The sequence below is a fragment of the Xanthomonas campestris pv. asclepiadis genome, from assembly GCF_020784175.1.
Classification (GTDB): Bacteria; Pseudomonadota; Gammaproteobacteria; order Xanthomonadales; family Xanthomonadaceae; genus Xanthomonas; species Xanthomonas campestris_D.
The window spans coordinates 1-17,013 of sequence record NZ_JAJGQM010000042.1 but is presented as its reverse complement, the minus strand read 5'-3'; the positions used below and the strand labels follow the sequence as shown (position 1 = coordinate 17,013).

Annotated in this window: 19 protein-coding genes, 1 other RNA gene and 1 pseudogene; 17 read left to right on the top strand and 4 right to left on the bottom strand. The window is 66.8% G+C overall.

Annotated elements, in window-relative coordinates; all coding sequences use genetic code 11:
• Nucleotides 1–49 precede the first annotated feature (49 nt).
• Nucleotides 50–910 (bottom strand): YicC/YloC family endoribonuclease, encoded by an 861-nt coding sequence (locus LL972_RS16680; protein ID WP_228328540.1) that lies wholly within the window; start codon nucleotides 908–910, stop codon nucleotides 50–52.
• Nucleotides 911–1,019: 109 nt separating this feature from the next.
• Here LL972_RS16680 and rph point away from each other — a divergent pair, with 109 nt between their 5' ends.
• The 8 genes and pseudogenes from rph (at nucleotide 1,020) to LL972_RS16640 (ending at nucleotide 8,716) form a co-directional block, all read left to right on the top strand.
• Nucleotides 1,020–1,745 carry a ribonuclease PH gene (gene rph / locus LL972_RS16675; protein WP_228328539.1) on the top strand — a complete coding sequence of 242 codons (726 nt, stop codon included), beginning with the start codon at nucleotides 1,020–1,022 and terminating at the stop codon, nucleotides 1,743–1,745.
• On the top strand, nucleotides 1,742–2,134 hold the full coding sequence (locus LL972_RS16670; protein ID WP_228328538.1) for a VOC family protein: 393 nt from the start codon (nucleotides 1,742–1,744) through the stop codon (nucleotides 2,132–2,134). The genes rph and LL972_RS16670 overlap by 4 nt, the downstream gene beginning before the upstream one ends.
• Nucleotides 2,131–2,730, top strand: coding sequence for an RdgB/HAM1 family non-canonical purine NTP pyrophosphatase (gene rdgB / locus LL972_RS16665; protein ID WP_228328537.1), 600 nt, complete (start codon nucleotides 2,131–2,133; stop codon nucleotides 2,728–2,730). Before LL972_RS16670 ends, rdgB begins: the two co-directional genes overlap by 4 nt.
• 16 nt (nucleotides 2,731–2,746) lie before the next feature.
• The gene (gene hemW / locus LL972_RS16660) at nucleotides 2,747–3,904 is read left to right on the top strand and encodes a radical SAM family heme chaperone HemW (protein WP_228328536.1); all 1,158 of its coding nucleotides are present in this window, start codon (nucleotides 2,747–2,749) and stop codon (nucleotides 3,902–3,904) included.
• A 224-nt stretch (nucleotides 3,905–4,128) separates the two neighbouring features.
• Nucleotides 4,129–6,555, top strand: coding sequence for a DUF1631 domain-containing protein (locus tag LL972_RS16655; protein ID WP_228328535.1), 2,427 nt, complete (start codon nucleotides 4,129–4,131; stop codon nucleotides 6,553–6,555).
• Nucleotides 6,552–6,899: a PilZ domain-containing protein gene (locus LL972_RS16650; protein ID WP_228328534.1), complete on the top strand. Its 348-nt coding sequence runs from the start codon at nucleotides 6,552–6,554 to the stop codon at nucleotides 6,897–6,899. Before LL972_RS16655 ends, LL972_RS16650 begins: the two co-directional genes overlap by 4 nt.
• A 65-nt stretch (nucleotides 6,900–6,964) precedes the next feature.
• Nucleotides 6,965–8,284 (top strand): annotated as a pseudogene (gene pepQ / locus LL972_RS16645) (Xaa-Pro dipeptidase); the annotation flags it as partial.
• Nucleotides 8,285–8,317: 33 nt separating this feature from the next.
• Nucleotides 8,318–8,716 (top strand): XVIPCD domain-containing protein, encoded by a 399-nt coding sequence (locus tag LL972_RS16640; protein WP_228328557.1) that lies wholly within the window; start codon nucleotides 8,318–8,320, stop codon nucleotides 8,714–8,716.
• Nucleotides 8,717–8,901: 185 nt separating this feature from the next.
• Here the strand turns inward: LL972_RS16640 and LL972_RS16635 are convergent, their stop codons facing one another.
• Nucleotides 8,902–10,242 (bottom strand): aminopeptidase P N-terminal domain-containing protein, encoded by a 1,341-nt coding sequence (locus LL972_RS16635; RefSeq protein ID WP_228328533.1) that lies wholly within the window; start codon nucleotides 10,240–10,242, stop codon nucleotides 8,902–8,904.
• A 13-nt stretch (nucleotides 10,243–10,255) separates the two neighbouring features.
• Nucleotides 10,256–10,798, bottom strand: a complete 543-nt coding sequence (locus LL972_RS16630) for a YecA family protein (protein ID WP_024938111.1) — start codon at nucleotides 10,796–10,798, stop codon at nucleotides 10,256–10,258.
• A 236-nt stretch (nucleotides 10,799–11,034) separates the two neighbouring features.
• On the opposite strand from LL972_RS16630, the gene LL972_RS16625 reads away from it, so the two are divergent.
• The 8 genes from LL972_RS16625 (at nucleotide 11,035) to LL972_RS16590 (ending at nucleotide 15,520) form a co-directional block, all read left to right on the top strand.
• The gene (locus tag LL972_RS16625; RefSeq protein WP_024938110.1) at nucleotides 11,035–11,256 is read left to right on the top strand and encodes a TIGR02449 family protein; all 222 of its coding nucleotides are present in this window, start codon (nucleotides 11,035–11,037) and stop codon (nucleotides 11,254–11,256) included.
• Nucleotides 11,253–11,552, top strand: coding sequence for a cell division protein ZapA (locus tag LL972_RS16620; protein WP_228328532.1), 300 nt, complete (start codon nucleotides 11,253–11,255; stop codon nucleotides 11,550–11,552). Before LL972_RS16625 ends, LL972_RS16620 begins: the two co-directional genes overlap by 4 nt.
• 96 nt (nucleotides 11,553–11,648) lie before the next feature.
• Nucleotides 11,649–11,833, top strand: a non-coding RNA gene (gene ssrS / locus LL972_RS16615) — 6S RNA.
• A 270-nt stretch (nucleotides 11,834–12,103) separates the two neighbouring features.
• A complete protein-coding gene (locus LL972_RS16610) occupies nucleotides 12,104–12,694 on the top strand; it encodes a 5-formyltetrahydrofolate cyclo-ligase (RefSeq protein WP_047127172.1) in 591 nt (196 codons plus the stop codon).
• A complete protein-coding gene (locus LL972_RS16605; protein ID WP_016903558.1) occupies nucleotides 12,691–13,161 on the top strand; it encodes an EVE domain-containing protein in 471 nt (156 codons plus the stop codon). The genes LL972_RS16610 and LL972_RS16605 overlap by 4 nt, the downstream gene beginning before the upstream one ends.
• A gap of 176 nt (nucleotides 13,162–13,337) precedes the next feature.
• Entirely contained in the window at nucleotides 13,338–13,985 is a 648-nt protein-coding gene (rpiA, locus tag LL972_RS16600) for a ribose-5-phosphate isomerase RpiA (protein ID WP_228328531.1), read from the top strand.
• Between the two features lie 163 nt (nucleotides 13,986–14,148).
• Nucleotides 14,149–14,598, top strand: a complete 450-nt coding sequence (locus tag LL972_RS16595) for a DUF192 domain-containing protein (protein ID WP_104555318.1) — start codon at nucleotides 14,149–14,151, stop codon at nucleotides 14,596–14,598.
• 40 nt (nucleotides 14,599–14,638) lie between these two features.
• Entirely contained in the window at nucleotides 14,639–15,520 is an 882-nt protein-coding gene (locus tag LL972_RS16590) for a SirB1 family protein (RefSeq protein WP_046344164.1), read from the top strand.
• Between the two features lie 98 nt (nucleotides 15,521–15,618).
• Here the strand turns inward: LL972_RS16590 and LL972_RS16585 are convergent, their stop codons facing one another.
• A complete protein-coding gene (locus LL972_RS16585; protein ID WP_228328530.1) occupies nucleotides 15,619–15,858 on the bottom strand; it encodes a rubredoxin in 240 nt (79 codons plus the stop codon).
• Between the two features lie 23 nt (nucleotides 15,859–15,881).
• On the opposite strand from LL972_RS16585, the gene thiE reads away from it, so the two are divergent.
• A complete protein-coding gene (thiE, locus tag LL972_RS16580; protein WP_228328529.1) occupies nucleotides 15,882–16,505 on the top strand; it encodes a thiamine phosphate synthase in 624 nt (207 codons plus the stop codon).
• Nucleotides 16,506–17,013: the final 508 nt, after the last annotated feature.

Below are 17,013 nucleotides of genomic sequence, written 5' to 3'. Positions count from 1 at the left end.
GAATCGTACCTGCTTTGACGATTCCCCATTCCCGATTGCCTATTCCCGGCTACTCGATGTTCTGCACCTGCTCGCGGATCTGGTCGATCAGCACCTTCAGATCCACGGCGGCGTTGGAGGTGCGGCTGTCCACCGACTTGGAGCCGAGCGTGTTGGCTTCGCGGTTGAATTCCTGCAGCAGGAAGTCCAGGCGACGGCCGACCGGCTCGCGCTGCCTGAGCACGCGGCGGATCTCGGCGATGTGGCTGGACAGGCGGTCGAGCTCTTCGTCCACGTCCAGCTTCTGCAGCCACAGCACCAGTTCCTGTTCGGCGCGACCGGGATCGACCGGATGCGGCAGATCGGCCAGACGGGCGGCCAGCTTGGCACGCTGCCCTTCGCGGATGACGGGAATCAGCGTGCGCACCTCGGCGGCGATGCGTTCGATCGCATCGACCCGCTCGCTGATCGCCTCGGCCAGCTTGCCGCCTTCGCGCTCGCGCGCGGCGACGAAACTGTCCACCACCTCGTCCAGCAATGCCAGGGCCTGCGCCTGCAACGCCGGTGCGTCCACGTCCTGCACCTGCAGCACGCCGGGCAGCTGCAGCAGATCGGTGAAGCCGACCTGCAGCTTGGGGAACATGCCGTCAAGGCGGGTGGCCAGTGCGCCCAGTTCCTGCAGCAGCGATTCGTTGACGGCCAGGGTCTGCGCGTTGTCCGGCGCGCGCAGGCGCAACGCCAGATCCAGCTTGCCGCGGCTGTTTTTCGCCGCCACGCGCTCGCGCAGCAGCGGCTCCAGCGCGCGCAGTTCTTCGGGCAGGCGCACGCCCACTTCCAGAAACCGATGGTTGACCGAGCGCAGCTCGCAGCCGAGCGTGCCCCAGGGCGTGATGCGTTCGCCACCAGCAAACGCGGTCATGCTTCGAATCATCGTCAGTCCCGTACCTTCAAAGCGCGAATGGTACCCTAGCGGCCCGCGCTGGCTGACCGCCCCGCCACGCGCCGCCCCAGACCCACCTCCCGACTTCCGGACTCATCGCATGACCTTTTCCCGTCCCAGCGGCCGCACGGCCGACCAGCTGCGCCCGGTGCGCATCGAACGCGCCTTCACCCGTCACGCCGAAGGCTCGGTGCTGGTCAGCTTCGGCGACACCCGCGTGCTGTGCACCGCCAGCGTGGAAAACCGCGTACCCGGATTCCTGCGCGGCAAGGGCGAAGGCTGGGTGACCGCCGAATACGGCATGCTGCCGCGCTCCACCCACACCCGGTCCGATCGCGAAGCCGCGCGCGGCAAGCAGGGTGGCCGCACGCTGGAAATCCAGCGCCTGATCGGCCGCGCACTGCGCGCCTGCGTGGATCGCAATGCCCTGGGCGAGCGCACCATCACCCTGGACTGCGACGTGCTGCAGGCCGATGGCGGCACCCGCACCGCCGCAATCACCGGCGCCTACGTGGCGCTGGCCGATGCGGTGAACCTGCTGCTCAAGCGTGGCGACATCAAGAAGCATCCGCTGATCGGCGCCGTGGCCGCGGTGTCGGTGGGCATCTATCGCGGCGAGCCGGTGCTGGATCTGGACTACCCCGAAGACAGCGACTGCGACACCGACATGAATGTGGTGATGAACGACGGCGGCGGCTTCATCGAGCTGCAGGGCACCGCCGAAGGCCACGCCTTCAGCCGCGACGAACTCAACGCGCTGCTCGCACTCGCCGAACAAGGCATGAGCGAACTGTTCGCGCTGCAACGCGCTGCGCTGGCCGGATGAGCCGGCGCATCGCCCTGACCACCTTGCTGGTCGCCGATTACGATGCGGCGATCGCCTGGTACACCGGTGCGCTGGGGTTCCAAATACTGGAGGATCGCGCACTTGGCGACGGCAAGCGTTGGGTGGTGATCGGCCCGGGCAGCGCGCAGGACGCCGGCTTGCTGCTCGCGCAGCCGGCCGACGCCGCTCAGCGCGCGCGCATCGGCGACCAGACCGGTGGGCGGGTGGATCATTTTCTCTACACCGACGACTTCTGGCGCGACCACGCGACGATGCAGGCGTTCGGGGTGGAATTCCTGGAACCCCCGCGCGAGGAACCGTACGGCACGGTCGTGGTGTTCCGCGATCTGTACGGCACCAAGTGGGACCTGCTGGAGCCCAAGCAATGAAACAACTGGTCCTGGCCAGCGGCAACGCCGGCAAGCTGGAAGAACTGCGCGCCATGCTCGCCGACCTGCCGCTGCGCATCGTGGCGCAAGGCGAGCTCGGCGTGGACGATGTGCCGGAAACCGGCCTGACCTTCGTCGAGAACGCCCTGATCAAGGCGCGCCATGCCAGCGCGGTCACCGGCCTGCCGGCACTGGCCGACGACTCCGGCCTGATCGTCGATGCGCTCGGCGGCGCACCCGGCCTGTACAGCGCGCGCTACGCTGGCAGCCCGACCGATGCGCAGGCCAACAACGCCAAGTTGCTCGATGCCATGCGCGCAGTGCCGGCCGAGCGCCGCAGCGCGCGGTTCTACGCGGTGATCGTGCTGCTGCGTCACCCGGAAGATCCGCAGCCGCTGATCGCCGAAGGCAGCTGGGAAGGGGTGATCACCACCGAACCGCGTGGCGATGGCGGCTTCGGCTACAACCCGGTGTTCCTGGATCCGGTGCATGGCCTGACCGCTGCGGAAATGGATACCGCGTTGAAGAACCGGCTGAGTCACCGTGCGGTGGCATTGGCCACGTTGCAGCACAAGCTGCACGCCCTGTCGCTGTGAACGATGGCCTGATGCAGTGCCCGACCTGATTCCACCGCCGCTGTCGCTGTACGTGCACCTGCCCTGGTGCGTGCGCAAATGCCCGTACTGCGACTTCAATTCGCATGCAGCCAAGGGCGTGCTGCCGTTCGAAGACTATGTGGATGCGTTGATCCGCGATCTGGATGCGGATCTGCCCCTGGTGTGGGGACGTGTGGTGCATTCGGTGTTCTTCGGTGGCGGCACGCCGAGCCTGTTTCCGCCCCAGGCGATCGACCGGTTTCTGCAGGCGGCTGCTGCGCGACTGCGCTTCGCACCGAATCTGGAGATCACCCTGGAAACCAATCCAGGCACCGCCGAGCATGGCCGCTTCGACGGCTATCGCGCCGCCGGCGTGAACCGCCTGAGCTTCGGTGTGCAGACCTTCGACGATGTAGCGCTGCAGCGGCTGGGTCGCATCCACGACAGTGCCGAGGCCGAGCGTGCGATCAAGCTGGCGCAGGATGCCGGCTACGATAATTTCAACATCGACCTGATGTATGCACTGCCCGAGCAGACCCTGGCGCAGGCCGAGCGCGATCTCGAACGCGCCTTCGCGCTGCAGCCCACCCACATGTCGCATTACCAGCTCACGCTGGAGCCGAACACGGTGTTCTTTGCGCGGCCGCCCAAGGGCATTCCCGACGACGATGCGGCCTGGGACATGCAGGAACATTGCCAGCGTCTGCTGGCCGAGGCCGGCTACGCGCAGTACGAGGTGAGCGCCTACGCCAGGCCCGGGCGGCAATGCGCGCACAACCTCAATTACTGGCGCTTCGGCGATTACCTGGGCATCGGCGCCGGGGCGCACGGCAAGATCAGTTCCGGCGCCGAACAGCACGTCTTGCGACGCTGGAAGCACAAACATCCGCAGAGTTACCTGGCCAGCGCCGGCAGTGCGGCGTCGATCGGCGGCGACGAGATCGTGCCGCGCGAGCGACTGCCGTTCGAATACATGCTCAACCTGTTGCGCCTGCACGAGGGCTTCGCTCTGCGCGACTTCGAAGTCTCCACCGGGCTGGCGGCGTCGGTCATCGACCTGCCCGTGGCGCGCGCGATTGCGCGGGGCTGGATGACCAAGCAGGACGGACGCGTAGTGCCGACCGAGCTGGGCCGCCGCTTCACCAATGACGTGGTCGAGCTGTTCCTGGCCTGACCGCGGCAATCGCATGGCTGCACTACATAGCCGTCACGCCGCACCATGATTCGGTAGCGCACGCGACGCCCTGGCGCGTAGATTCATCGATCTAGCGCCACGCGCGTCTCCCGCATCAGGGCGGCGACCGCATCCGGCAACGCGCTTCTTGCGGCCGCGCAGTCGCTGACCGATGGAAAAACATGCTAAATAACGCACGCCTCGCACCGAGCCCGCCTCCCCGGATGTCCACTCCCGCCTTTTCCCTGCAGCACACGCCCAGCGGTCCGATCGCCGATGCGCCGGTTTCCGTGCGCGGGCGACGCCTGCTTGCCGCACTGCACGCGCACTGCATGCAAGCGCTCAGCGGGCCGCTACGGCTGACCATCGTCGAGCTGGAACGCGAGCTGCTGCAGCAGGCCGAGCATGCACGCAACAGCCAGATCCAGAGCGAGACCTATGCGCAGATGCGCGGCCTGCGCGATCACATCGATCGATTTCCGCAGGCGTTCCTGCAGCAGCTGGCGCAGGACCTGGCCGCGTTGCGCGATCGCCCGTCGCTGACACCAGCAGCCGATGCATCGGCGCATCCGCAGATGCTCACCCTGGTGGAAGACACCGATATCGATCGCGATATCGTGCTCAACGAGATTGCGCGTCGCGAGACCTCCCGCCGCGCCGATGCGCTGCAATTGCTGGCACAGCGATTGGCGGTGATCGGCGCGGTGCCCGAATTCGAACTGGAAGCAGTGCCGCTGGGCCCGTACGCCTTGTGCCGCTTGCTGCGCCAGTGCGGCCAAACGCTGGGACTGAGCCTGGATGGGCAGCTGACGCTCTACCGCGTGTTCGAGCGTCAGGTGATCGAGCGTTTGAACGATCTGTACGAGCGTGCCAACGGCGCACTGGCGCAGGAAGGCATCCTGCCGGGACTGATCTATCACCCGTATCTGGTCAAACCCACCCAGGTGCAGACCCGGCGCGCCACGCCTGCATCAGCCACCGCAGCGAAGGATGCTGCGGCCACCAGTGGGCGCGCGACGCCGCCGCGCAACGGGCGACCAGCAACCGGCTGGAGCGGGCAGTCCGCACCGACACCGTGGCAGAGCGCCTTGCTGGATCCGCCCGCTGTTCCGATGACACTGGCAACGGCGACCTACGGTGAGCAGGCGACACCTGCACTGAGCGATGCAGTACAGGCGCTGGGCGGCCTGATGTTGTCGGCGCGGCAGTCGCAGGCGGCGGGCAACGTTGGCGCAGCTGCGAATCAAAGCTCTGCAGATCACGGCGCAGCGCCTGCGGCTAGCACGCAGGCAACACCTGAAAAAGCATCTCCCCAGCGTGCCTCCACGGCCGTGCCCAAAGCCGCCCTCGGCGACGCACTGGCCAGCCTGCAGGGCGCGCTGGCGGCGCAGGCAGCGGCATCGACGCAGCCCACCGGCATCGATGCGGTGCAGCGCCAGGTGCTGGCGTTGCTGCGGGCCCAACACGGCCCCGACGCCGCGCTGTCGCCGCAGGACACCGACACCTTCGATCTGCTCGGCCTGCTCTACGCGCAGATGCAATGCGAGGTCCGCCCGCAGACCCCGGCGCAGGCCCTGCTCGCCAAATTGCAGGTCCCGGTGGTGCGCGCGGCGTTGGCCGATACGCATTTCTTCGTGCGCGACCAGCACCCGGTGCGCGAATTGCTCAACACCGTGGCCGAGTCCGGCGCGGTATGGCTGGGCGAAGACGACGTCGACCCGCAGCTGCTGCTCAAGCTGGGCAGCGCGGTAGACAGGATCGTCAACGACTATCAGGGCGACGAGGCCGTCTTCGCCGCAGCCAACGACGAGATCCAGACGCATCTGCGCACGCTGGCGCGCAAGGCCGAGGTCGCCGAGCGGCGCCATGTGGATGCCGCGCGCGGCAAGGAGCGGCTGGAGTCGGCCAAGCAGCAGGCGGAGGCGCGTATCGAGGACCTGTGCGAGCACAGCGCCCCGCCGCGCTTCGTGCAGGCGCTGCTGCGTCAGGCGTGGTCGGACGTGCTCACGCTGACGCTGCTGCGCCAAGGCGAGCAATCGCCCGAATGGGACGAGCGCCAGGCGCTGACCGCGCGCATCGCCGAAGTCACCTGCCTCAGCAAGGGGCAACCCACCGACACCGCGCTCGGTGGCGAGGTCGAAACCGCGCTGCTGCAGGTCGGCTATCACCACGACGAAGCGGCGGCGATCGCGCGGCGCCTGTCCACGCCGGGCGGCGAGGACGAGATGACCTCGCGCACCGAGCTCACCGCCAGGCTCAAGGCGCGCACGCGGCTGGGCGACCAAGGCGATAGCGCATCGCGCAGCGACATCGCCACCGCGCGCGCGCCGGCCGAGGAGGCGTGCTACACGCAGCTACGCAGCCTGCCGTTCGGCAGCTGGTTCGAGTTCGTGATCAACCAGCAGGGCGACCTGCGCCGGCAACGGCTGTCCTGGTACAGCCCGATGACCGGCAACGCACTGTTCGTCAATCAGCGTGGGCAAAAGGTCGGCGAGCAATCGCTGGATGGCCTGGCGCGGCTGATGGCCGGCGGCCAGGCGCGCCTGCTGATCGAAGAGAAGTCGCGCCTGATCGACCGCGCCTGGCATGCCACCGTGCGCACGCTGCGCAGCCTGGCTGGCCAGGCACCCGCTACGGAGGTCAAGCCATGATCCAGGACACCCGCCGCGCACCACGCCGCCAGCCTTCTGACCTGGTACCGGTGACCGACATGCTCAGCGAGGCGCAGATCGGCCGGGTCGGCAATGTCTCGGAAACCGGCATGCTGCTATTGGCCTCGGTTCCGCTGCAGGACGATGCCCTGTATCAATTGCGCTTCAGCCTGCCCGAGCGCATCGGCCGTGCAACCGAGATCGACGTCGGCGTGCATCTGTTGTGGACCGAAGCCGCGCACGCACCCGGACAGGCCTGGGCTGGCTTCCGCTTCCTGACCATGTCCGAGCCGCATCGCCAACGCCTGCGCGCCTGGATCGCCGAGGAACACATGCTGAGCTGAGGGACAGCTTCACCACGATTACGGCAAAATTGCGTCCTGTCTTTGCATTGCCGATCGAGTCCCGCATGCCCCAGCCGTCCTTGAGCCACATGTATTCCGACCACCTGCGCACGCTGACCGCGCGCGCCGATGAGGCGCTGCAACGCGGTGGCTTCGACCACCTGGTCGTGCCCAGCGGCAGCCTGCATTACCAGGTGTTTGACGACCGCGATTACCCGTACGCGGTCAATCCGCAGTTCAAGGCCTGGGTGCCGCTGACGCGGGTGCCCGACAGCTGGCTGGTCTACACACCGGGCAAGCGCCCGACGCTGATCTTCTGCCAGCCATTGGACTATTGGCATGTGGTGCCCGACGCCCCCAGTGGCTGGTGGGTCGAACACTGCGACATCCACATCATCCGCACCCCGGACCAGGCCCTGGCGCTGCTGCCCAGGCAGATCGAACGTTGCGCCATCCTGGGCGAGGCGCAGAGCGCGCTCGGTGCCTATGTGCCGAACAATCCGCAGCCGGCGCTCGATTACCTGGAGTATCAGCGCGCCTTCAAGACGCCCTACGAACTGACCTTGCTGCGCATCGCCCAGCAACTGGCGGTACGCGGCCATCGCGCCGCCGAAGCGGCTTTCCGCGCCGGCCAGAGCGAATTCGGCATCCACATGGCCTATTGCGCCGCCGTCGGCCAGGACGCCAACGAGCTGCCCTACGGCAACATCATCGCGCTCAACGAGCACGGCGCGGTGCTGCACTACACCGAACTCGGCCAGCAGCCGCCGCAGCCGCTGCGCAGCTTCCTGATCGATGCCGGTGCTTCGGCCTACGGCTATGCCAGCGACATCACCCGCACCTATGCCGCCGACCCCGGCAGCGAATTCCAGGCCCTGATCGATGCAGTGGATGCCGCACAGGTGCGCATGGGCCAGAGCGTGCGCGCCGGGTTGGATTACAAGCAGTTGCACGTGGATGCCCATCTGGCCCTGATGGGCATCCTCAAGGACTTCGGCATCCTCACCGTGTCGCCGGAAGCCGCGCTCGCCACCGGCGTCAGCGCGGCATTCTTCCCGCACGGGCTGGGCCATCTGATCGGCCTGCAGGTGCACGACGTGGCAGGCTTTGCGGCCAGCGACCGCGGCGGCCGCATCGAACGCCCCGCCGGCCACCCGTATCTGCGCCTGACCCGCGTGCTGGAAGCGGGCATGGTGGTCACCATCGAACCGGGCGTGTACTTCATCGACATGTTGCTGGACGAAGTGAAGAAGAACGGCCACGCCGCCAGCGTCGACTGGGCACGCATTGCGCAGTTCAAACCCTACGGCGGCATCCGTATCGAAGACGAGGTGGTGTGCACCGATGGCGCGCCCGAAAACCTGACCCGCCCGGTGTTTGCCGCCCCTGAGTCATTTTGCACAGCACGGAGCATTGCCATGCACGATCCACGCCAACCCTCGCATCCCGACCATCCGATGTATCAACAGATCCAGCGCGGCGTGCATGCAATCGATGCGGCACATGGACGCGCACCCGACCAGACCAGCGACCGGCTCAGCGCGGCGCTGTTGCCGCTGGCCAAGGAAGGCGGCCTGTCGCGCGTGGACCACGTGCTGATGAGCGAGGCCAACCATCGCGGCGTGCACGGTGGCGAAAACGTGTTCGTGGTGCAGGGCGACCCGGCCAACCCAGCGCATCTGCGCGCGCACATGAAGACCGAACAGGCATTGAACACGCCGGAAGCGCAGTCGTTCGCACGCGCGCAGCAACTGGTGACGCCAGGCGAACAGGTCCAGCAGCCCGAACGCACCCAGACACCACAACTGGGCCAGTAGAACGGCCCGCAGCACAGCGGCCGGGCGCCTCATGTTTGCAAGGCGCCCGGCGAAGCGCGCGTCGAGCGACGCCGCCGCCCTCAGCCGAATACGCCGCGCAATCCCAACCAAACCGGCCGTGCGCGGGTCGCGTGCAGGGCAATGCACCGATCCAGACCAGGACGGCTCATCGCGGCATGACCGCGCTATGCGCGCAACGCGTCGCGGTCCGCCATCTCCGCTTCGATCTCGTCTGCGCTGCGCGCCAGCGCATCGGTCAGCACCCGATGGCCGTCGGCGGTGATCAGCACATTGTCTTCGGTGCGGATGCCGATGCCGCGCCACCTGGCCTCCACCGTGGTGTCGTCGGCGGAGATGTAGAGCCCCGGCTCGATGGTGAACACCATGCCGGGCTCGAGCAGACGCGAGTCGCCAGCCAACCGGTAGTCGCCCACATCGTGCACATCCAGCCCCAGCCAGTGGCCGGTCTTGTGCCGATAGAAACGCTTGTAATGACCGTCGGCGATATTGCGCTCCAGCTTGCCCTTGAGCAGGCCGAGCTGCAGCAGTCCTTCGGTCAGGGTCTGCACCGCGGCCAGATGGCCGGCTTCGTAGGGCACGCCGGGGCGCGCCTGCGCCAGCGCGGCAGCCTGCGCAGCGCCGACCAGATCGTGCAGCGCACGCTGCGCCGGGGTGAAATGGCCGTTGACCGGAAAGGTGCGGGTGATATCGGCCGCGTAACCGCGGTACTCGGCGCCGGCATCGATCAGCACCAGTTCGCCATCGCGGCTGCGCGCATTGTTGGCGCGGTAGTGCAGCACGCAGGCATTACTGCCGGTGCCGACGATGCTGCCGTACGCCGGCCACGCATCGGCGGCGCGGAACGCGCACTCCACCTCGGCCTGCAGTTCGTACTCGTGCACACCCGGCCGCGCCAGCCGCATGGCGGCACGATGCGCGCGCACGCTGACGTCGGCGGCGTGCTGCATCAAGGCGATTTCGTCGCGCGACTTGAACAGCCGCTGCTCGTGCAGCAGATGCCCGAGCTCGAGGAATTCGTGCGGCGGCTGCGCGCCGTGGCGCACCTGCTCGCGCACGCGCTTGAGCCAGCCGATCAGCTTGAGGTCGAAATCGACATCGCGCCCGAAGTGGTAATAGACGCGGCTGCGCCCTTCCAGCAGGCCCGGCAGGATCTCGTCGACATCGTCGATGGGATAGGCATCGTCCATGCCGTAGCGCTCCACCGCGCCTTCCTGGCCCTCGCGCGGGCCATCCCAGGCCTCACGCTCGGCATCGCGCTCGCGGCAGAACAGGATCGCCTCGCCATGCTTGCGACCCGGCACCAGCACCAGCACCGCTTCCGGCTCGGGGAAGCCGCTCAGATACCAGAAATCCGAATCCTGCCGGTACGGGTAGTGGGTGTCGTGGCTACGCACCCGCTCGGGCGCGGCCGGCAGGATCAGGATGGCCTGATCGCCGGCCATCTGCATCAGCTGCTTGCGCCGACGCGCGTACTCGGCCGCGCCGATCCCGGTGAGTTTCTTCATGGCGGTCGTGCGGTCAGTTCAGACGTTGGCGGAAGCGCGGCCCCATCACGCAGTCGCCATGCAGCAACAGCACTGCCACGCGCACAAACTCCTCGATCTCCGCCAGGGCAGTGTCGTCTTCGTCGGCCGCATCGAAATCGTCGCTGGACGCCTGCGCCAGCCGCGCCAGGTCCTGCAGCGCCTCTTCGCCCTCTTCGGTCAGCGCCGGGCGCTGCTGCGCCGCCAGGCCGAAGCCGCCCAGAAAGGCGCGGCACCAGTCGAACAAGGCATCGGTGCGCGCCGCCAGCGGTGCGCCGTCGTCGATCAGCAGTAGTTCGAAGGCGAAATCGCGGTCTTCCAGCTGCGCCACCGTGGCCTGCCGCATCTGGTCCAGCGCCCCGCCCTGCCTGGGCGCCACCTGCGCGGTGTCGGCCAAAATGCGCGCCAGCCAGTCGCCGCTGTCGGCACCGCCACCGGAGAGCCACCCGCACAGCCCGCCATGCAACTCCGCTGCGGAGGAAGCCAACTCCAGCTGGCGACTTTCGTTTTGCACCGCGGTTACATCAGGCAGATCCATCGGGTCATCCAGGCTGGGAACAGGAGGTGCCGGCACATGGGCCGACGATTTGACTTCCCAGTGTATCAAGGCACCCCGCGTCGGCCGCCAGCGGCGCGTTTCATACGGGTTCCACGCGTGTGACGCCGGCCGCGCCGGGCGCGGTGCAAGCCCTTGTCGGGATTGGCCTGACGGCGGGTAAGCGGGCTGCGATCGGGCGCTTGACCGCCGCGCGCACGCGCCCCTATCGTGAGCGCATGGACAACGCCGCTGCCCTCGCCCAGATCCGCGCACTTGCCGCCCGTGTGGAGGCCCTGGTCGAGCGCAGCCAGCGGTTGACCGACGAGAACCGCAGCCTGCGTCACCAGCAGGAGCAGTTGATCGGCGAGCGCGCGCAATTGCTGACCAAGAACGAACAGGCGCGCTCGCGCGTGGAAGCGATGATCGTGCGGTTGAAATCCCTGGAGCAGCACACGTGAGCAACAACGAGCCGGTCAGCGTGCGTATTCTGGATCGTGAATACACCGTTGGCGTCACCGCCGACGAACGCGAGAGCCTCACCGCTGCGGCGCGCCTGCTGGACCTGCGCATGCGCGAGATTCGCGGCAGCAATCGCATGGCGGCAGTGGACCGCGTTGCGGTGCTGGCCGCACTCAACCTGGCGCACGAATTGCAGCAGCTGCGCGATCAGCAAGCGCTATACGACCGTGAATTGGCCAACACGCTAGACAGCTTGAATCGCCGCCTGGACAGCGTGCCCGACACGCCGCGTTGAGGTGCAGTTCGCACTGTCGTCGCAAATATGAACTTTCAATTGCGCCGGCCGACGAATGGGCTAGCCATCGCGCAGCAGAGGTCTATACTTCACCTGCGTTCTCTGCTGTAAACGACAGCGTGCAAAACATTCGCCTTGTCCCTTAATTACGACCACGGGGGCGCGACGAAGCCGGGAGTGCAAGTCCGCCTTGTAGCGGGAAGCCCGATGGCCTCACAACGTCCCCACTTGAACCCCGGGTTCAAGGTCGTTTCGCCCGCATCGTTCACGGCGGAGAATGCAAATCTGAAACGGCGCCTTCGGGCGCCGTTTCTTTTTGTGTGCCTGAAACATCCGGCATGTGCACGCAGCGTGGCTGCGCCACTGCTGCGATCACTGCGCCCGGACATGATGCGCGCATGCGCGACGCGCAACCCGGCCACCGCTTCACGCACATGCGCCCAGCGACAGGCCAGAGCCGTGCAGGAGCTGGAAATCCGTCGATACACACGCACTAGGCAGGCGCATCCACGCCATCGACAATACCGGCCTGCCTATCGCTGCGAGACGCCATGACCGACGACCGAGACGCCTTGCGCCAGCAGTTGCGTGCGCTGCGCCGCAGCCTGCCCGCAGCGCAGCGCCTGGCAGCCGCCGATGCGCTGGCCGAGCGCCTGCTGGCGCTGCCGTTCGCGCCGCAGACCGGTGCGGTGGCCGGGTACTGGGCAATGGATGGCGAAATCGCGCTGCACCGCTGGCAACTGAGCCTGCCGGCCGGCGTGCGCTATTGCCTGCCGGTGCTGGACGGGCGCGTCCTGCGCTTTGCGCCGTGGCGGCCGGGCCAGGGGCTGGTCAGCAACCGCTACGGCATCCCCGAGCCGGACGTGGCGCGCGCCGAGCTGCTTGCACCCGAGGAGATGACGCTGGTGGTGACGCCGTTGACCGGCTTCGACGCGCAGTGCCGGCGGCTGGGCATGGGGGGCGGCTGGTATGATCGCAGCTTCGCGTTCCGGCACCGCCAGACGCCGCCGCCCTGGCTGGTCGGCGTCGGCTTCGCCGCGCAGCAGCTACCCGCCCTGCCCACCGAATCCTGGGACGTGGCGGTGGATGCGATCTGCACCGAACACGCCACCTTCCTGAAAGACGACGCCGTTTCCGTATGACTGCCCGCAAGCGCTACTGGTTGATGAAGTCCGAGCCGGACACGTTTTCCATCGATGATCTGGAGCGGGTCGGCACCGAACCGTGGAACGGCGTGCGCAACTACCAGGCGCGCAACTTCATGCGCGACGGCATGCATGTCGGCGATGGGGTGTTGTTCTACCACTCCAACTGCAAGGTGCCCGGCATTGTCGGCATCGCCAAGGTCGCCAGCGCGGCATATCCGGACGACACCCAGTTCGATCCCAAGTCCGACTACCACGACCCCAAGGCCACCCGCGAAGATCCGCGCTGGATGCTGGTGGACGTGGCCTTCGAGCGCAAACTCACGCGCACGATCGCACTGGACGAAATCAAGCAGCAGGCCGACGCCCTGGGCGAAGGCTTCCCACTGATCGCCCGCGGCAACCGCCTGTCGATCCTGCCGGTGACCGCCGCGCAGTGGAAATTGTTGCTGGCGATGGAATAGCCGGGAGTAGAGATTCGGGATTTGAGATTTGCAAATCCCCACTCAGCCCAGCCGCTCTTGCGATTCCCCAATCCCGATTCCTGATTCCTGATTCCTGATTCCTGATTCCTGATTCCTGATTCCTGATTCCTGATTCCTGATTCCTGATTCCTGATTCCCCAATCCCGAGCCCCCAAATGTCCGAAGCAAAACGCCTGGCCGCCGAGAAAGCGATCGATTACGTGGAAGACGGCATGATCGTCGGGGTCGGTACCGGTTCGACGGTGGCCTACTTCATCGATGCCTTGGGCCGCATCAGCCACCGCATCAAGGGGGCGGTGTCCAGCTCCGAGCAGAGCAGCGCGCAGCTCAGGCGCCACGGCATCGAGGTGCTGGATCTCAACCACACCGGCAATCTGTCGCTGTACGTGGATGGCGCCGACGAGTGCGACCCGAACCGTTGCCTGATCAAGGGCGGCGGCGCGGCGTTGACGCGCGAGAAGATCATTGTCGAGGCCAGCGAGCGCTTCATCTGCATCGTCGACCCGAGCAAGCAGGTGCCGGTGCTAGGCAATTTCCCGCTGCCGGTGGAAGTGATTCCGATGGCGCGCAGCCTGGTGGCCCGCCAGATCCTGGCGCTCACCGGTGGTCAGCCGGTATGGCGCGATGGCGTGGTCACCGACAACGGCAACGTGGTGCTGGACGTGCACAACCTGCAGATCACCGACCCGGTGGCGCTGGAGCGCAGCTTGAACCAGATTCCCGGCGTGGTCTGCGTGGGCCTGTTCGCGCGTCGCCCGGCCGATGTGGTGATCGTCGGTGGCGAGCCGCCGCGGGTGATCTGAGCGATCGCGTGCAAGCACGCGCATACGCAGTTGCGGCCCGCGTTGCGAAGCGACAGCGGGCCGGACTCCCGTCACCTGCGATGACGGTACGCCGCACCACAGCGGCTTGACGCACGCGGCCGCTTGGCAGATGGTGCGGCATCCCCGCCCACTGGTATGCCGCATGCGCCGTCTTTGCCTCCTCGCCCTTGCGTTGTTGATCCTGCTCAGCGGCTGCGCCAGCGGCGGCGGCACATGGGTGGAACTGGCCGGCACGCGCTACCAGGTGGAGCTGGCGCAGAACGATGCCGACCGCGCCAAAGGCCTGATGTTTCGCGATGCCATGGCCGACGATCACGGCATGCTGTTCGTCCACGACCGCCAGGAACCGCTGGCGTACTGGATGAAGAACACCAAGATCGCGCTGGATATCCTGTATTTCGACAATGAGCGCCGGCTGGTCTCGCAGCAGCGCGACGTGCCGCCGTGTTCGGCCGGCGACGCCTGCCCGCCCTACCCCAGCAAGCGCCCGGCCCGTTACGTGCTGGAACTCAATGCCGGCCAGGCCGCCAGGCTCAACCTGCAGGACGGCGCCAGCCTGACCCTGAGCCCGGACATCCCAAAGCTCAAGTGAATCTCACGCGACAGGCCGTGCCTGTCAGGAAGTACCGGACTTGAACCACGCGCCGCTTGCCGACACTCTTGGCAGCATGGTCGACATGCTCCCACTTCCCCATTGGACCGCGCTCGCCAGCCTGGACGACGACGCAGTGCCGTTGATGTCCACCGCGCTGCTGATCGCGCGTGACGAGTATCCGCAGCTGGACGCCGAGCTGTACGACACGCTGGTGCAAAGCCACGTCGAGCACCTGCGCCGCGAGGTGGAGGCGATCGACCTGTGGCCGCTGAAGATGGCCGCGGTCAATCGCTACCTGTTCGACGAGCTGGGCTATTCGGGCAATCACGACGAGTACTACGACCCGCGCAACAGCTACCTCAACCAGGTCTTCGAGCGCCGGCTGGGCAACCCGATCTCGCTAGCGATGGTGCAGATCGAAGTTGCGCGCCGGTTGGGCATTCCACTGGCGGGCGTGTCGTTTCCCGGGCATTTCCTGGTGCGTTTGCCAGTGGACGACGGCGTGCTGGTCATGGATCCGTTCAACGGCGGCCGCCCGCTGGGCGTGGACGAGCTGCGCGAGCGCGCGCGTCCGCACCTGGGTGGCGAGATCCCCGACGACCGCGCCCTGGCGCAGATCCTCGACCCCGCGCCGCACCGCGCGATCCTGATCCGCATCCTGCGCAATCTGCACGGCGTCTACGCCGATGCCGAGCACTGGGACCGCGCCGCGCGCAGTGCCGACCGCATCCTGAAGCTGGTGCCGGACCAGCCCGAGGCACTACGCGATCGCGGCATGGCCTATCTGCATCTGGGTCACCGCAACGGTGCCCGCCACGATCTGTCGCGCTACCTGCAGCTCAACCCCAGTGCGCAGGATGCGGCCAATCTACATGAGCATCTGGTCGAGCTGAACAGTCAGCGCGCGCGCGCACACTGAAACCACAGCTTGCCGCTTCGTCATCAGCGCCCGCCCGAACGGACGCAGGCGATGTTGTGGCGCGAAAAACGCAGCAACACAGCTGAGCAACCAGGGCCTCAGTCGATCTCGACCATCTCGAAATCGTCCTTGGTCACGCCGCAATCGGGGCAGGTCCAGGTCTCGGGAACGTCCTGCCAGGCGGTGCCCGGGGCGATGCCTTCTTCGGGGATGCCGTCGGCCTCGTGGTAGAGAAACTTGCAGACGACGCACATCCAGGTGCGGTAGGTGGTCGTGGATGTCTCGCTCATCGGATAATCGCGGTCACGCAACGGTGGGACTGCATTGTCCCATCCCACCCACCGCTTCCGGAAGCGCTGCCATGCCCGACCTGCACAACGCCCGCGGCGTCTACCTCATCACACCCGACGAGCCCGACACCGCCCGCCTGATCGCGCGCACCTTGCCGCTGCTGCCCGCTGTCGCCTGGCTGCAGTACCGCAACAAGCAGGCCACCGCGGCGCTGCGACTGGAGCAGGCTGGCGCGCTGCACGAGGCCTGCGCAGCGCACGCCGTGCCGTTGATCATCAACGACGATGCGCAACTGGCGTTGCAGGTGGGCGCGCAGGGCGTGCACCTGGGCGAAGACGATGGCGAGGCGGCAGTGGCGCGTGAACTATTGGGCGAACAGGCCATCATCGGGGTGTCGTGCTACGACGAGATCGCGCGCGCGCGCACAGCGGTCGCGGCCGGTGCCAGCTATGTGGCCTTCGGTGCGTTCTTCCCGACCACCACCAAGGTGACGACACGTCGCGCAACGTCGGCGTTGCTGCAGCAAGCCGCAGCGCTGGGAGTGCCGCGCGTGGCGATCGGTGGCATCGCGGCTGCGCAGGTGCCTGGCTTGGTGGCTGCAGGTGCCGAATTGATTGCGGTGGTCAGCGGCGTGTACGCCGCGCCGGACCCGCTCGCAGCAGTACAGGCATATCGGGCCGGGTTTGCACGCTAGCGTGGCTGACAGACGACAGAAGTTACCGGCGACACGCGCAAGCGAAGACGCAAGAGACCGATACTCGAGTCGAAGCATCGTTGCGTCGTTTATTAGATGCAGTCAAAAGCTCGTTGGGTCGAGGACGCATTGCCCTCACCGCTCGCGGGACACGCCGTGAATCCGTCCGTGGAGGCTCCTTGGCGGCATCCTTGCAGCCGAGGGTCCCGCAATTGGCAAGGACACCGCACCAGGAAATTTGCCGGCTGTTTTCTTGAGAGCTTGTTACTCGGCTTGCGGTGGCAGATCAGACGTTTGCAGGTCGCGTGTTGAAAGCCTTTCCACTTGCCCGGCTTGCGATAGGAAGGTGGCGGGAAGCTGGTTGACGCATAGTGATTCGACCAGCGCCCGCCATGCCATGCTTGCAACCACGCACACCGACCATCTTGACCGGTCCTTGCCCGCCCACCGTCGCGGGACCTTACGCGGCATGGATGCCGCGTAAGAGCCTACAAGGACGTACTTGCGG

Coding starts and splice junctions, on each gene's coding strand:
- rdgB (WP_228328537.1), top strand. CDS start 2,131: ATGAAACAACTGGTCCTGGCCAGCGGCAACGCCGGCAAGCTGGAAGAA.
- LL972_RS16655 (WP_228328535.1), top strand. CDS start 4,129: ATGTCCACTCCCGCCTTTTCCCTGCAGCACACGCCCAGCGGTCCGATC.
- LL972_RS16635 (WP_228328533.1), bottom strand. CDS start 10,242: ATGAAGAAACTCACCGGGATCGGCGCGGCCGAGTACGCGCGTCGGCGC.
- LL972_RS16650 (WP_228328534.1), top strand. CDS start 6,552: ATGATCCAGGACACCCGCCGCGCACCACGCCGCCAGCCTTCTGACCTG.
- thiE (WP_228328529.1), top strand. CDS start 15,882: ATGCCCGACCTGCACAACGCCCGCGGCGTCTACCTCATCACACCCGAC.
- LL972_RS16670 (WP_228328538.1), top strand. CDS start 1,742: ATGAGCCGGCGCATCGCCCTGACCACCTTGCTGGTCGCCGATTACGAT.
- LL972_RS16610 (WP_047127172.1), top strand. CDS start 12,104: ATGACCGACGACCGAGACGCCTTGCGCCAGCAGTTGCGTGCGCTGCGC.
- rph (WP_228328539.1), top strand. CDS start 1,020: ATGACCTTTTCCCGTCCCAGCGGCCGCACGGCCGACCAGCTGCGCCCG.
- LL972_RS16605 (WP_016903558.1), top strand. CDS start 12,691: ATGACTGCCCGCAAGCGCTACTGGTTGATGAAGTCCGAGCCGGACACG.
- LL972_RS16640 (WP_228328557.1), top strand. CDS start 8,318: ATGCACGATCCACGCCAACCCTCGCATCCCGACCATCCGATGTATCAA.
- LL972_RS16680 (WP_228328540.1), bottom strand. CDS start 910: ATGATTCGAAGCATGACCGCGTTTGCTGGTGGCGAACGCATCACGCCC.
- LL972_RS16625 (WP_024938110.1), top strand. CDS start 11,035: ATGGACAACGCCGCTGCCCTCGCCCAGATCCGCGCACTTGCCGCCCGT.
- LL972_RS16595 (WP_104555318.1), top strand. CDS start 14,149: ATGCGCCGTCTTTGCCTCCTCGCCCTTGCGTTGTTGATCCTGCTCAGC.
- LL972_RS16630 (WP_024938111.1), bottom strand. CDS start 10,798: ATGGATCTGCCTGATGTAACCGCGGTGCAAAACGAAAGTCGCCAGCTG.
- rpiA (WP_228328531.1), top strand. CDS start 13,338: ATGTCCGAAGCAAAACGCCTGGCCGCCGAGAAAGCGATCGATTACGTG.